This window comes from Vibrio sp. 2-1-2a (genome assembly GCF_032648565.1).
Taxonomy (GTDB): Bacteria; Pseudomonadota; Gammaproteobacteria; order Enterobacterales; family Vibrionaceae; genus Vibrio; species Vibrio diabolicus.
The window spans coordinates 154,155-168,483 of the sequence record NZ_WBOH01000006.1; the positions used below are offsets into that span (position 1 = coordinate 154,155).

A 14,329-nucleotide genomic window follows, 5' to 3' on the forward strand; every position below is an offset into this window, starting at 1 on the left:
ATTAATGTAACATGAGATTCAAACTGTGATAGAGCTCTTGCGTTAATCCAGCTCAAATCAATTCAATCTGCGGTGGCTGTGCTAATATCCACAAAAAATAAAATGGATAGAACATGAAAATCGTAGCGGTGACAGCATGCCCTACAGGCATCGCTCATACTTATATGGCGGCAGATGCACTAATGAAAGCTGCGCCAAAACATAACGTGCAAATTAAAGTAGAAACGCAAGGTGCGATGGGGATAGAGAATCAGCTCACTCCTCACGATATCGCTCAAGCGGATCGGGTTTTGATTGTGTCGGATATTGAGATAGAACAACCTGGCCGATTCGAAGGGACGCGCAAAATTCAAATCCCCATTGAAGAGGTTTTGCTGAACGTCGACAAAGTATTCCTCGTCCACTGCCGCGACTAAATTTGCAGATGAACGAATACCAAATCACCTTTTTCGTCGATAATGCAAATGCCAGTGCGCACCTTGCTCAGCCACTCAATCGAGTGGCAAAGAAGTTCAAAAGTACCTTACATATCATTAATGTAACGCAAAATCGTGTTGCGGAACTCACCAAGTCCGTGGCGATTTTGCAAGCAGGCCTACAACAAGGTGATTTGTGTCAAATCACAGCGATTGGCATTGACGCAGAGCTGGCCTGCTTCGTCATCAAAGACATGATTGCTGAACACTTTACGGTGGTGGGATCTCATATCAACTATGAGTTTTCTAGCCAACTGGCCGAGCGTTTACCGCAAATTTGCCCACCTTGTGAAATCAAATGGCACTACGCCAAAGCGCATACCGCGCTCACCAAGTTTGAATGCCTTAAAGGATTAGCTCAGCTGATCCACCCCATTCATCCCGACGAACTGATTCTTGCTTTTATTAAACGCGAAGAACGTTCATCAACTTGCGTGACTCCGGGGATCGCTCTACCGCATGTGATGTTTTCAGGTGTTGACCATATTTCCATTGCCGTTATTGCAAATGACAAGTCGATGGATTGGGCTTCAAAGATGGGTGATGTTCATCTGGCTATAGCACTGGTGATGCCAGAAAGGCCGACCCGAGATCAGATCATTGCGGCTACTAACCTCACACGAAATCTGCTTACCGATCAAATGGCGGAACGCCTACTACTAACAAAAAGCAGCGTCGACTTACAAGCGCTGCTGATGTACGCCATGTCGAGGCTGCTTGCCTAAACTTCTCTATGATTTACGCTCTCTGACTGAAGGCTTAAATCGAACCACGATATTCCGTCGGCGTTCTGCCTGTACGGTTCTTAAATACTCGGCAGAAATAGTTCACGTCTTTAAATCCACAGCGCACTGACACGTCATTGAGTTTGAAGTTGTATTTCTTGAGCATAAACTTCGCGCGATCCACGCGTACCCAAGTAATGTAGTCTGCCAAGGTCATGTGCCCCTGCTGACGGAACAAGCGCGACAAATGGTTCGAGGAAATACTGAATCTCGACGCAATGCTGTCACGCGTGATTGGGCGATGGAAGTTCTCTTGAATGTAGATGCAGATCCCTTGATAGAGATCTTGCACACGGCTATGTGACTGCTGCTCGACTGGCGCATCCAACATCGTCTTCGCGTATTGCAGCAATGCTTGCAGTAAAAGCTCATCCATTGGTTTTTTAGTATTCTCACGAGCCAGTGAGCTCAGCGCTTCTAAGATGTTATCTATCGCAAATCCTGAACGCGTTTGGATGCTATGCTTTTGAATATCGTAAAAGTTTGCCTCACCTTTGTGTTTACTCACCAAACTTAACCCAAGTTGTCGACGCCCAAACAAAATACTTAACACTGAGCAATTGGTATCCCAGTCTGGTTTATTCCAACAGTTAGGTGGAATAAATATCGCATCACCTTTTTTAGCAACGATGTGCGTTACTTTTCGATCATGGCTTTCCATTTCATTAATATATTCCCCATCCAGAACTAACTCTAGGCGAGGAAAATTAACTTGATAGCTAAATTCAGGCGGCGTATGAAAATCTCCTGCAAACCAAATATTATGAAATGGCTCTCTTTCATTTAATACCGCTGAAATTAAATCATGAAAAATCATTGTCTCACACTCTATATATGCATCAATGATGCTATTTACTATAGATATACACCGGACTGGATTTTTGTGCTATTGAGCAAAATCACACTTCCATTTTAATGTTACAAAAATCCAGTTAACGCATCAAATTTCCAGTGACAAAAACTCTATCAACAACACTAAATCCCTTTTCAAATGGGAGCAAAGCCACATTTCACTTATCGTTTAGCTTCTTATCCATCATGTCACAGATATACAGCTAGATTTGTCTAATGAACGATCTAAATCACAATATAGTGAGTCGGTTACAATCCTCCAGTAAATGCATTTTTTCTTCACTACAGTCTTTTTCTCACTAATTTAAAAATATCCCTGAAATAAAAATTATATTTATAGGGGTTCTACAATGATCACCAAACTAATAAATGAAGACTTAATTAAGCTTGATCTTAAAGCGTCTTCAAAAGAAGACGTATTTAAAGAACTGGTTGCCGTTCTTCATGCCCAAGGTCGTATTTCTGACCAAACACAATTTCTTGCAGATATAAAAGAACGTGAAGAATTAGGAAATACCGGATTTGAAAATGGCGTGGCAATTCCACACGCGAAAAGCGCCGCTGTGATTGAGCCGGCGGTTGTGATCGGCGTAAGCAAATCAGGTATCGAATACGGCGCAGAAGACGGTTTACCTTCAAAACTGTTCTTCATGATCGCTTCTCCAGACGGTGGTGATAACCACCACATCGAAGTACTTGCAGAGCTGTCTTCAAAACTGATTGAAGATGGTTTCATCGATGCGTTCTTAGGCGCAACAAACAGCCAAGACGCACTGGCACTCCTTCTTGCTAAAGAAGAACCGCAACCAGTGACAGATGCTCCAGCAAACCAAGGTTTCATCATTGGTGTTACTGGTTGTCCTGCGGGCGTTGCGCACACCTACTTAGCAGCAGAAGCGCTAGAGAAAGGCGCCGCGGCAATGGGTTACGAAATCAAGGTTGAAACGAACGGTTCAATCGGTGTGAAAAACAGCCCAACCGCAGAAGAAATCGAGCGTGCAGATGCCATCATCGTCGCCTGTGACAAACAAGTCGACATGAACCGCTTCGCGGGCAAACGCGTGGTTAAAACCAACGTAAAATCCCCAATCCGCGATGCTCAAGGACTGATTAATGAAGCGTTAAACGCACCGACGTACCAAGCTGAGTCCAATGGCAATACGCAAGCGTCAGTTGCAAACAAAGCTTCTCAAGCCCGTTCTGACTTATATCGCTACTTGATGAACGGCGTATCACACATGATCCCCTTCGTCGTAACGGGGGGTCTGTTGATTGCACTTGCTCTTGCAATCGTCGGTCAGCCAAGTGAAGCCGGCATGGCCATCCCTGAAGGCAGCATGTGGAACCAAATCCTCAACGTCGGTGTGGTTGCCTTTACGCTGATGATCCCAATTCTAGCGGGTTACATTGCTTACGCGATTGCTGACCGCCCTGCTCTAACTCCTGGCTTGATCGGTGGTTGGATTGCAAACAACGGTTCTTTCTACGGCGCAGACGCAGGTACAGGCTTTATCGGTGCCATCATCGCAGGCCTGCTTGTGGGTTACTTCGTGAAGTGGATTACGTCGATTAACTACCACAAGTTTATTCAACCTTTGGTGCCAATCATGATTGCGCCAATCACAGGTTCGTTGTTCATCGCAGGTCTATTCATCTTCGTTATCGGCGCGCCAATCGCAAGCCTAATGGACGGTCTGACTGCGCTACTAACGAGCATGAGTACAGGTAACGTCGTTCTACTAGGTATCGTACTTGGAGGTATGGCTGGCTTCGATATGGGTGGTCCATTCAACAAGGTAGCCTTCCTATTCTCTGTGGGCATGATTGCGAGCGGTCAAACTCAATTTATGGGTGCGATGGCGTGTGCAATCCCTGTTGCGCCTCTAGGTATGGCACTGGCAACGGCGCTTGGTCGTAAGTTCAACCTGTTCGAAGAATCAGAAACCGAAGCGGGCAAAGCAGCAGGCGCTATGGGTCTGGTTGGTATCTCTGAGGGTGCGATTCCGTTCGCAGCGCAAGATCCAATGTCAGTGATTCCTGCAAACGTACTTGGCTCAATGGTATCGGCAGTAATGGCGTTCTCATTCGGCATTACCAACAGCGTTGCTCACGGCGGTCCAGTTGTCGCTCTACTTGGTGCGATGAACCACCCAGTCCTTGCTCTGATTTGTATGGCAGCTGGCGCAGTAGTTACCGCAGTAACGTGTGTAACTCTGAAGAAAGTTCGCAAAGCAAAAATGATGCAAGCAGCCGCTTAATCACCCCTACCCCAAATGGCTCCTATGGCTTGGGCAATGTCGCCCAAGCCATGATTTTCTCTCATGGTGACACTCTATGTCTGATTTAACGATGTCCGATACACAAACGATTCAAACTCAAGCTAAGCATCCGATGTTTTTCCTGATGAACAACGTGATTCAAAACTACGCTTGGGGAAGTACTACTTCTGTTAACCAACTGTTTGGCATTGAAAACCCAACGGGCGAACCACAAGCAGAAGTATGGATGGGCGCGCATCCAAACGGTTGCTCATTGGTGATGGTAAACGGTGAGGAGACCAAACTCTCTTCACTGATTGCTCAAGACATGAATGCTTTTCTGAGTGAAGAAGTCGCAAACCGTTTTGGTGAACTTCCATACCTGTTTAAAGTGCTTGCCGCCGAGAAAGCGCTGTCGATTCAGGTGCACCCAAACAAGCAACAAGCAGAACTAGGTTTTGCACTGGAAGAAAAACAAGACATTCCCCTAACCGCTGCAAACCGTAACTACAAAGATCCAAACCACAAACCAGAATTGGTTTACGCGCTAACCGAATACCAAGCGATGAATGGCTTCCGCCCAACAAGTGAAATCATCAGCTTCTTCTCTGAGCTGGCGATTCCTGAGCTGCAAGGCTTGGTGAATGACCTTATCGCAAACCAAACGCCAACGGGCTTAGCGACCTTCTTCTCCGGTCTACTGTCACTAGAAGGCGAACAGAAAGAGATGGCGTTGACGGTGCTATTGGCACAAGCTCGCATCACCGACTTACCTCTGTTCAACCTGATCTTGGAGTTAGAAACGCAATACCCGGGCGACATTGGTTTGTTTGCGCCCTTGCTACTCAACGTCATCACGCTGAAACCAGGCGAAGCGATGTTCTTGAATGCAGAAACGCCACACGCGTACTTGAAAGGTACGGGGCTTGAGATCATGGCGAACTCAGACAACGTGCTACGTGCCGGTTTAACGCCGAAGTATATGGACGTAAAAGAACTCGTTGCATGCACACGCTTCGAAGAAAAGCCATTCGACACCCTACTGCTTGCGCCAATCGAAAACGACGACATGTTGGAATACCCAATTCCCGTCGACGATTTCAAATTCGCGATTGTAAAACAAGCCAACCAACGAACGCTTGATGTAAGAACCGCAGAAATCCTGTTGCCGCTAGATTCCCCGCTCGTGATTACACACGCAAATGGTGAAACGTGTGTAGCAGACAAAGGCCAATCTGTTTTCATCCCAGCTTACGCCAAACAATACAGTTTGAATTGCGAAGGTCGTGTGGCGCGGGCTTACAGTTAATATCGCTGATTAAGTTTGCATGTCGTTACTGCCAATAAGCAAAAAAGAGCAGAGAAACGTCTCTGCTCTTTTACTTAATATGCGCTTTTCCCGATAAATTCACGCAATAATCAAATTGTCTAGAAAGGTTTACTGCTTAGCGTGGAACATCGCTTGTCCACTTTTATCTTTATTCGACCAAAAGTTAATATTGAACTGTGCATCATCGCTCATTTCAATACGATGCCAATACTGTGGCGGGCTTGTCGCGAACTGACCTGCGTTGATCACGACGACCATTTCAGGCTCTGTCGTGAATTCATCAGCAAAACCATAGTAGGTGACTTGCCCCTCCATTACGCATAACTGCCCAAACACGCCTTCGGCTGTGTTGTGATGAGTTAGAAGAGCTGGAGGCACACTGCCTTTGGTAAAAAATGGCGTCGAACGTTGAACCGTCCAGTCTTTCGGAATACGAAGATGTGACATGGTTATACCCTCTTTGAATATAAAATTGTGCTGCTTGAAGCGAGTTACGATTGCGCGACTTGAGACAGTTCACGCAGTAACGGAAAAGCCTGAGCCACTTGCTCACCCGTCACAACAAACCCTGTCAGTATGCTTTGTTCATTTTCAGCTTTTGCCACGATGCCAGATTGAGAAATCTGCACATTCCAATTCGCGACAGCACTGAAGTCCCCGGCAAGCTGAATTGGGTAACTCGGCGTTTTGACTTTTACTATCATTGGCGGCAACTTCAATTGCGCTTCCTGCCCAAGCAACTGCTTACCTAAAACATTAGCGCTCAACACAATTGGCTGAAGGTATGGAAGCATGCGCCCTTGTATCTCGGCGCAATCGCCCAGAGCGAATACATTGTTCGTAGAAGTCTGCAGCTTAGCGTCGACAGCAATGCCTTTCCCAACCTCTAACCCACAAGCCTTCGCTAACCAAGTGTTAGCACGTAAACCCGCAACTGAAATCACTACATCGGCTTCGATTGCTTTACCTTTGCTCAAGCTTGCCACCAGCGAATCATCCGAGTGATTGATCGCGACAACTCCAGTCTCCAAGGCAAGTTGAATACCTTGCTGCTTGAGTTGGTTTTCGAGCGGCAATGCGACGAATTCAGGAATCAGGTTAGCGAGCAAACGGGAATTTGGCTCAACCACCGTAACGGCTTTACCGCTGCTCGCAATATCCATGGCAATCTCAACGCCAATCAAACCACCACCGATAACCATTACGCGCCTTGCTTGACTGACTCTCTCTTCTGCGAGCTGATACTCTTGTAACGAATTGAGCGTTAGGACATCGCCAGAAGCATCACCTCGCATTGGAGGAACAAAGGCTTTCGCGCCCGTTGCAAAAATCAGTTTGGAGTACGCATAAACTTGTCCATCTGCTACCACTTGTTGGGCTTGCGTATCCACACTATCAATTTTAGTGTGGGTTAATAACTCGATATGATGCTCTTGAGCAAACGCTTCTCCCGTTTTTACCACCAGATCCCTCGCGGTCTGTTTTCTACTGAACACATGGCTCAAATCAGGCTTGTTATACTCCGCACCGTCATCAGCGGTGAATACTTGAATTGACACCTGTGCATCCATTCGACGCACAGTTTTAACCAGTTGATAGGCAGCAAAGCCACTGCCTATAATTACAATTGGTGCTTGCATCACAGCTCCTCACCCCTTGAACTCAACAAATACATCTTTACCCAAGTGACATTCAGGGCAGAGGAAGTAGTCCGGAACGTCTGACCACGTGGTACCCGCTTCAATTCCTTGATTAGGCTCACCCTGAGCAGGGTCATACACCCAGTTACAAACGGTGCAAATCATGCACTGGCAATCTGATGGATGTGCTTCTGAGCTTGGATTAATAAGCTCCCTTTCGACCACGGCTTGCGTTTCTACTTGTACAACGGGCTGTGATTGAACTTGCGGTGCAGACGCAGCCATCATCGGAGACGCAACAGGACTTGTTAGTGAATGTTTCGCCCACAATTTCGCGATGCTCTTGCCATGTTCACGACACTCACGCATCGCTTTACCATCTGGTCGCCATTTAGTTTTCAGGCTGACTGCCGTTTCAAAACCCGCGTCGGTCAACCGTGCGTGGATACGGTCTACCGCACCACCATTCCAGCCATAACTACCAAAGGCAGCGGCTTTCTTGGCTTTAAAACGAAGACCTGTGATCTCCTCCAGCATGCCAGCAATCTTCGGCATCATGACGTTATTCATGGTAGACGAACCAACCAAGATGCCTTTTGAGCGGAACACATTGGCGAGAATTTCATTCTTATCGTGCTTAGACACATTGAAGACTTTAACCGCGACACCCGGGTCGACATCGTGAATGCCCTGTGCAATCGCGTCCGCCATCATTCGGGTATTGTTCGACATAGAATCGTAGAAGATGGTAATACGATCTTCTTGGTAGTTATCCGCCCACTCTAGATACTGTTCGATGATTTGGACTGGGTTATCGCGCCACACAATACCGTGTGAAGTTGCAATCATGTCGACAGGCAAGTTGAAGCTCAGTACTTCTTTGATTTTGGCTGTTACCAAGCTGCTGAACGGCGTTAGAATGTTTGAGTAGTAACGCAAACACTGTTCCATCAGCTCATTTTGATCCACTTCATCATTGAATAAGCGTTCATCGCAGTAGTGCTGACCAAATGCGTCGTTACTGAATAACACTGCATCGCCAGTTAGGTATGTCATCATGCTGTCTGGCCAATGCAGCATTGGCGCTTCCACAAACACCAATTGCTTACCGTTACCAATATCGATGCTGTCACCCGTTTTTACCGTTTTAAAGTTCCATTCGGGATGGTGGTGATGGCCAACAATCGAATCAATCGCCGCTTCCGTACAGTAAATTGGCGTGTTCGGAATCTTCTCCATCAATGCAGACAATGCGCCTGAGTGATCTTCTTCTGCATGGTTCACGACGATAAAATCGATCGTCTTAAGATCGATTTCCATTTCTAGGTTCTGGATAAATTGCTGGCTGAATCGATGATCGACCGTATCGATCAGCACCGTTTTTTCTTCACGAATTAGATAACTGTTGTAGCTGGTACCTTTTGTCATTTTGTATTCTGTACCATGGAAATCTTGAACTTCCCAATCGCGTTGACCTACCCAGTGGATGTTGTTTTTTACGTGAATTGTCATAATTACTACCTTGAATGACGGGATAAACAAAAATAATTTCTTCTTGCATTGCACTGGGCATGCCAACTTTTAATTGCTATATATTTCAATAATTTAATTAAAACACAACTTTAACAACTGTCATTAAGACACATTTGAAAATTGTCATTAAGACACTACAATAGTCATATTGACACAATTGGTATTGGCTATGACTTCTTTAATCGCGCAATGGCTACACATCACGCAAGACCTAAATTCAGCGCTCACTCGGCAAGCTCGATTTGATACCTTATTAACAACGATTCGCGAGATATTAAAATGTGATGCTTCTGCTCTTCTTTTGTATGAAGATCAGCACTTTAAGCCGCTGGCTATCAATGGCTTAGCAAAGGAAGTATTGGGACGCCGTTTTTCTATAAACCAACACCCGAGATTGGAAGCCATTGCACGCGCTGGCGATATCGTACGGTTTCCATCGAATAGCGACTTACCCGATCCCTATGACGGGTTAATTCCGAACCACGACGACAAGCTGCACGTCCATTCATGTATTGGTCTCCCTTTGCTGATCGACGATCAATTGATTGGCGCGATCACTATTGATGCCTTCGACCCGAATCAGTTCGATGGTTTACTCAATCAAGAACTACGCTTTGTAAGTGCGTTAGCCGCGGGGGGCTTGCACACAGCTCTACTACTGGAGCAGTTAGAAACACAAGCAAGCTTGCCACGTGGGTCTTACACTGAGAAACGTACGCTAAGCAACGAAATCATTGGCAAATCTGCTGGGATGAAAGCACTTCAAGAGCAAATCGATGCGGTGGCAGATACCGAGCTATCAGTGTTGATAATGGGTGAAACAGGGGTTGGTAAAGAGCTCGTCGCAAACGCAATTCATCATCGCTCTCACCGAGCCAATAATACCTTGGTGTACTTAAACTGTGCCGCGTTACCTGAATCTGTCGCAGAGAGTGAACTTTTTGGTCATATCAAAGGTGCTTTTACTGGTGCTATCAGTAATCGGAAAGGTAAGTTCGAGCAAGCCGACGGCGGCACACTATTCTTGGATGAAGTTGGCGAACTTTCTCTGGAGTTGCAAGCCAAGCTACTTCGCGCATTGCAATATGGCGATATCCAGCGTGTTGGGGATGACCGACATATTCGAGTCAACACACGCATTGTGGCGGCAACGAACCGTGTTCTGCATGAAGAAGTAAAAGCTGGCCGTTTCAGAGCAGATTTGTACCACCGTTTGAGTGTATTCCCTCTTCATGTTCCCCCACTTCGTGAACGTGAAGACGATGTCGTGCTACTGGCTGGTTTCTTTGCAGAGCAACTACGCAGCAAGTTGGGGCTGAACAGTGTTCGACTCTCTCCCACTCTAGTTCAAGCACTTAAAGATTACTCTTGGCCGGGCAACGTGCGTGAACTGGAACACGTCATCAAACGAGCGGGCGTGCTTGCCAAAGCTAGAACTCAATCGCTGGATATCGAATTGGTGGAACAAGATTTCGATATCAAAGCGTCGAACAATCAGCCCATCACTGAAGAGCCAGGTATACCTAGCTCTTCATTTGAACTGTCAGACGCTGGTTTAAAGCAAGCCACTGACACCTTCCAAAAAGCCATGATTCTAAAAGCACTAGAGCAGAATCAAGGAAACTGGGCTGCAACAGCACGTCAGTTAGAACTCGATAATGGTAATTTACACCGCTTAGCCAAACGGCTAGGTATAAAGTAAAAAAGGATACGGACGGTTTGAATTCCGCAAGAAAATCTATCTCGCTTATGTCAAAATGCAGCATCACAATCGAAAAGTCTGTAATGTAATGAACTACCAAGCTGCTATTTTTGATATGGATGGTTTGCTCCTTGATACTGAGCGCGTCTGTATGCGTATTTTCCAAGAAGCATGTGAAGTCCAAAACCTTCCGTTTTATGAAGATGTTTACCTGTCAATCATTGGTCGCAATGCGGCAGGTATTGAAGCAATTTTCCGCAAAGCCTACGGTGAGAACCTAGACCGCCTGCATCATGAATGGCGTACTCGTTACAATGCTGTCGTCAAACACCAAGCCATCCCAGTGAAAAATGGTGTTGTTGAGCTGCTAGAATGGCTGAAAGCACAAGGCTTACCAATCGCAGTAGCGACTTCTACGGCAAAAGAGGTGGCGAAAATCAAACTGGAATTAGCGGGTTTGAGTAAGTACTTCGACAACCTCACCACAGGCTGCGAGGTAAACCACGGTAAACCCGATCCAGAAATCTATTTGTTGGCAGCGAATCGTCTGGATGTAGAACCAAGCCAATGTTTGGCCTTTGAAGATTCCAATAACGGTGTTCGCGCAGCGGTGGCAGCGAATATGGTTACTTATCAGATTCCGGATTTAGTTGAACCTTGCGAAGAGGTAAAACAATTTGGTCATTCCATCGTGCCGTCATTACATGAAGCGTTAGATGCGTTGAAGCAAAATCGCTAAACGTAAACTGCCGCTCTAACTGTTAAAGCTCAGCAATTTGGCTGAGCTTTTTTATGCTTGAGCCTCTCCTCTCACCTTCTCTAATCTACTTCTAATAAATGCCAAGATACTGCTCCAAAGGCTTAATAAGATAGACCTTATCTCTGTACGGGGCGTGTTCCTTTCTTTTTTGATTTACCTCACGCCATCGCATGAAATAGGGCCTATGAGTGATCAAATAGTGGAACTAACCAGTACAACTTTGCAACAAAACGTCAATATACCGCTTGAAGCACGTTTTTCGAGTGAAAATTGGCTGATAATGAGAACTATTGGATGAGATTAATCCAAGTCAGCCCAAAATATAAAATGGAGAGTGTTATATGTCTTTACGTTTATTAGCAGCAACCTTCGCATTAGTAGGAATGAGCTTTGGTGCCCAAGCCAGTGCCGAGTGTGAAGTGTCCCTAGATGCTAACGATATGATGCAGTTTTCTACTAAAACACTGAGCGTTCCAGCCACTTGTAAAGAAGTAAAACTGACGCTAAACCACACAGGTAAAATGCCTGCACAATCAATGGGTCACAACGTCGTTATCGCAGATACCGCTAATCTACAAGCAGTAGGTACGGACGGCATGGCAGCAGGTGCAGAAAACAATTACGTGAAGCCAAATGACGACCGTGTATACGCTCACACAAAAGTGATTGGCGGCGGTGAAAGCACCAGCATTACTTTCAGCACTGAAAAAATGAAAGCTGGCGGCGACTACTCATTCTTCTGCTCGTTCCCTGGTCACTGGGCGATCATGCAGGGTAAATTTGAGTTCAAATAAGAGCTAACTAAGTCAAAACAAGACTCACTATAGGGAAGCCATCGCTTCCCTTTTTATTGCACGTTAGTTAAGCACGTCGATGGATAATCTCATCCAAAGGTACAGGCCTTGCTAAGTAAAATCCTTGAACTTTATCAACCCCACTTGACCGCACAAAGTCATAGTCAGACTGCGTTTCCACCCCTTCCGCTACGACCTCGCAATTTGCAATATGTCCTAACTTAGCAACCAATCGATACAGTTGACGTCCACGATGATCGTTAGCGTCCAATAGCAGCGATCTGTCTAGCTTAATCTTGTTAAATGGATACTTGAACAAATGAGGAAACGATGCGTAGCCCGTACCAAAATCATCCATTGTAATACGAACTCCCATACTCTGTAGAGCTTTCATGGTGTTAGTTAAAGAAACTTCATTGTCTAATACGGCTTCTTCAGTAATTTCAATTTCAAGCCATTCAGCCGGGATTCCAAAATAGACCAACCTGTCTTGTAAATGCTGAACAAAATCCACTTGTTGAATGGTAGCAACAGAAACATTAATGGCCACTCTTCGCTGCTCAGATAATCCCATTTCCTTCATATCCGACAACACCTTTTCGAGTACTAATTTATCGAGCAGTGGCATGGCATCTAACCGGTGAAAATCTTCAATAAACGTTGGTGAAAGTAAGTTTCCATCTTCATCTTTATATCGAATAAGCGCTTCGTAAGAATACTGTTCCGCATCCTTTGTTGAGTGCTGCTTTTGATAAAACATCACCAACTCGCCTTCACGAAGAATGGAAGTTAAACGCTTCTGCGCGGATGACTTGCTGATACTCGATGTGTTCGCATCTTTCACACTACTGAGTAGTGATTTAAATAGGGATTGTTCTAAACCATTGTAAGTATTACTTACACCAAGCTGCCCCACATATTTGCCTGCATAGGCTAGATAAAAAGGTCGATAAATTAGTACACCAATCGCAATCACCACCAGTTGAAGTATCGCCCCCTGTGCATGATGTCCCATTGCAACATAACCACTCAACAGAGGCGGTGTCATCCAGTTCACAATATTTTCAACAGGCGCAATTAAGCCGGAGGCAATCGCACAGTAAGTGATGATAAAACTGACCAGCGGCACTAATACAAATGGGACGACCAGAATAGGGTTAAAGATGATAGGCAAGCCAAATAGCAGCACTTCATTGATGTTGAACATCACCAATGGTGCTGCCGCTAACGCCAGTAAAATATGATTGCGCTCTTTAGCGAACAATAACAGACACAGGAGTAAACTAATGCTATTCCCTGACCCGCCCATGGATAAAAATGCGTCGTAAAAACCTTGGCTAATAACGTTAAGCGACGCTTCGCCTGTTTGCCAAGCAGCCATGTTGGCTTCGGTCGCAGCGTATATTTGCTGCTTGATGGCAAACAACATGTTGTGACCATTAATGCCCGCTGCTCCTAATAAGCTCAAGATGGATTGATAAAATAATCCTCCTGTGAACGTCAGCGGATCAAAGTTAAGTCCAGCCACTGTTGTAGTAAAAGCATTCATCACCGCTGCGGTGACGTGAGATAAGCAAACCGCAAATAAAACGAATACGAAAAAATGTAAGACATCTTTAAAAAGACGAGAAGAGAAGTCCATTGCTTGAGGATCAAGCAACTCAATTCGGAAACTTTTACAATAAACGTATGACACCGTTGCACTAAAGAGTGCTAATAACGGGTTATTCGGCAACATGTAATTACTAGAAAGGCTGTCATTCTCTATTGAAATTAAATAGAACATGACCAACGAATAAATGATGATAATCGCGCTCGACACATTCACTTTATGCGATAAATAGTAACCAGCCACAATGCAAAACGCTGTGGGATATAAGTTGATTAAAATATCAGAAAGATGGAACAATAACTGAGAAACCTCTGACATCCCTAGGATTCTAGAAGCGTGACCAAGAAAGATGGCAAGTGCGTTAGATAGCGTCAGCGGTAACAGCAATAAGGCAATAGATGCGAGATCAGTAAGATAAGATTTAGATCCAAGTCGCCATTTATCTGTAAATACCGTTAGACGATGAAAGGGATCAAGTACGCGTTCACGACGAGTGTGCATGGTGAGTTCTTATATTAAGTAATAATCATCGGCTGCGAAATAGGCAGCCGTAAATGCAACGGCCAGACTCAGTAACGTATTATTTG

General features: G+C 45.3%; 12 protein-coding genes. 7 read left to right on the top strand and 5 right to left on the bottom strand.

Annotation, left to right across the window (positions count from 1 at the left end):
* Nucleotides 1–113 precede the first annotated feature (113 nt).
* Together F7Y48_RS17095 and F7Y48_RS17100 are read left to right on the top strand one after the other, a co-directional pair.
* Complete coding sequence (locus F7Y48_RS17095) at nucleotides 114–416, top strand: PTS fructose transporter subunit IIB (protein ID WP_005463048.1); 303 nt, start codon at nucleotides 114–116, stop codon at nucleotides 414–416.
* Nucleotides 417–424: 8 nt separating this feature from the next.
* Nucleotides 425–1,201 (top strand): PTS sugar transporter subunit IIA, encoded by a 777-nt coding sequence (locus F7Y48_RS17100; RefSeq protein WP_164665831.1) that lies wholly within the window; start codon nucleotides 425–427, stop codon nucleotides 1,199–1,201.
* Nucleotides 1,202–1,235: 34 nt separating this feature from the next.
* Here F7Y48_RS17100 and F7Y48_RS17105 read toward each other — a convergent pair whose 3' ends face one another.
* Nucleotides 1,236–2,078 carry a helix-turn-helix transcriptional regulator gene (locus F7Y48_RS17105; protein WP_065645709.1) on the bottom strand — a complete coding sequence of 281 codons (843 nt, stop codon included), beginning with the start codon at nucleotides 2,076–2,078 and terminating at the stop codon, nucleotides 1,236–1,238.
* Nucleotides 2,079–2,463: 385 nt separating this feature from the next.
* Between F7Y48_RS17105 and F7Y48_RS17110 the strand changes: the two genes are divergently transcribed.
* Both F7Y48_RS17110 and manA read left to right on the top strand, forming a co-directional pair.
* Nucleotides 2,464–4,371: a fructose-specific PTS transporter subunit EIIC gene (locus F7Y48_RS17110; protein WP_316685112.1), complete on the top strand. Its 1,908-nt coding sequence runs from the start codon at nucleotides 2,464–2,466 to the stop codon at nucleotides 4,369–4,371.
* Between the two features lie 76 nt (nucleotides 4,372–4,447).
* Complete coding sequence (gene manA / locus F7Y48_RS17115; protein ID WP_316685113.1) at nucleotides 4,448–5,680, top strand: mannose-6-phosphate isomerase, class I; 1,233 nt, start codon at nucleotides 4,448–4,450, stop codon at nucleotides 5,678–5,680.
* Nucleotides 5,681–5,809: 129 nt separating this feature from the next.
* Here manA and F7Y48_RS17120 read toward each other — a convergent pair whose 3' ends face one another.
* The 3 genes from F7Y48_RS17120 to norV are packed head-to-tail and all read right to left on the bottom strand — an operon-like array spanning nucleotide 5,810 to nucleotide 8,853.
* Nucleotides 5,810–6,148 carry a DUF1971 domain-containing protein gene (locus F7Y48_RS17120; protein WP_114322822.1) on the bottom strand — a complete coding sequence of 113 codons (339 nt, stop codon included), beginning with the start codon at nucleotides 6,146–6,148 and terminating at the stop codon, nucleotides 5,810–5,812.
* A 44-nt stretch (nucleotides 6,149–6,192) separates the two neighbouring features.
* Complete coding sequence (norW, locus tag F7Y48_RS17125; protein ID WP_316685114.1) at nucleotides 6,193–7,341, bottom strand: NADH:flavorubredoxin reductase NorW; 1,149 nt, start codon at nucleotides 7,339–7,341, stop codon at nucleotides 6,193–6,195.
* Nucleotides 7,342–7,350: 9 nt separating this feature from the next.
* Entirely contained in the window at nucleotides 7,351–8,853 is a 1,503-nt protein-coding gene (norV, locus tag F7Y48_RS17130; RefSeq protein ID WP_316685115.1) for an anaerobic nitric oxide reductase flavorubredoxin, read from the bottom strand.
* Between the two features lie 190 nt (nucleotides 8,854–9,043).
* On the opposite strand from norV, the gene norR reads away from it, so the two are divergent.
* From norR to azu, 3 genes are all read left to right on the top strand, one after another.
* Nucleotides 9,044–10,576 carry a nitric oxide reductase transcriptional regulator NorR gene (gene norR, locus F7Y48_RS17135; protein ID WP_316685116.1) on the top strand — a complete coding sequence of 511 codons (1,533 nt, stop codon included), beginning with the start codon at nucleotides 9,044–9,046 and terminating at the stop codon, nucleotides 10,574–10,576.
* Between the two features lie 88 nt (nucleotides 10,577–10,664).
* Nucleotides 10,665–11,315 carry an HAD family hydrolase gene (locus F7Y48_RS17140; RefSeq protein WP_005392456.1) on the top strand — a complete coding sequence of 217 codons (651 nt, stop codon included), beginning with the start codon at nucleotides 10,665–10,667 and terminating at the stop codon, nucleotides 11,313–11,315.
* Between the two features lie 362 nt (nucleotides 11,316–11,677).
* Nucleotides 11,678–12,130, top strand: a complete 453-nt coding sequence (azu, locus tag F7Y48_RS17145) for an azurin (RefSeq protein ID WP_005392455.1) — start codon at nucleotides 11,678–11,680, stop codon at nucleotides 12,128–12,130.
* A 67-nt stretch (nucleotides 12,131–12,197) separates the two neighbouring features.
* On the opposite strand, the gene F7Y48_RS17150 is transcribed toward azu, so the two are convergent.
* Nucleotides 12,198–14,243, bottom strand: a complete 2,046-nt coding sequence (locus F7Y48_RS17150) for an EAL domain-containing protein (protein WP_316685118.1) — start codon at nucleotides 14,241–14,243, stop codon at nucleotides 12,198–12,200.
* Nucleotides 14,244–14,329: the final 86 nt, after the last annotated feature.

Excerpts from the sequence above, each read along its gene's own strand:
- norR (WP_316685116.1), top strand. The coding sequence starts at position 9,044 with ATGACTTCTTTAATCGCGCAATGGCTACACATCACGCAAGACCTAAAT.
- manA (WP_316685113.1), top strand. The coding sequence starts at position 4,448 with ATGTCTGATTTAACGATGTCCGATACACAAACGATTCAAACTCAAGCT.
- F7Y48_RS17100 (WP_164665831.1), top strand. The coding sequence starts at position 425 with ATGAACGAATACCAAATCACCTTTTTCGTCGATAATGCAAATGCCAGT.
- azu (WP_005392455.1), top strand. The coding sequence starts at position 11,678 with ATGTCTTTACGTTTATTAGCAGCAACCTTCGCATTAGTAGGAATGAGC.
- norV (WP_316685115.1), bottom strand. The coding sequence starts at position 8,853 with ATGACAATTCACGTAAAAAACAACATCCACTGGGTAGGTCAACGCGAT.
- F7Y48_RS17120 (WP_114322822.1), bottom strand. The coding sequence starts at position 6,148 with ATGTCACATCTTCGTATTCCGAAAGACTGGACGGTTCAACGTTCGACG.
- F7Y48_RS17110 (WP_316685112.1), top strand. The coding sequence starts at position 2,464 with ATGATCACCAAACTAATAAATGAAGACTTAATTAAGCTTGATCTTAAA.
- F7Y48_RS17150 (WP_316685118.1), bottom strand. The coding sequence starts at position 14,243 with ATGCACACTCGTCGTGAACGCGTACTTGATCCCTTTCATCGTCTAACG.
- norW (WP_316685114.1), bottom strand. The coding sequence starts at position 7,341 with ATGCAAGCACCAATTGTAATTATAGGCAGTGGCTTTGCTGCCTATCAA.
- F7Y48_RS17105 (WP_065645709.1), bottom strand. The coding sequence starts at position 2,078 with ATGATTTTTCATGATTTAATTTCAGCGGTATTAAATGAAAGAGAGCCA.
- F7Y48_RS17140 (WP_005392456.1), top strand. The coding sequence starts at position 10,665 with ATGAACTACCAAGCTGCTATTTTTGATATGGATGGTTTGCTCCTTGAT.
- F7Y48_RS17095 (WP_005463048.1), top strand. The coding sequence starts at position 114 with ATGAAAATCGTAGCGGTGACAGCATGCCCTACAGGCATCGCTCATACT.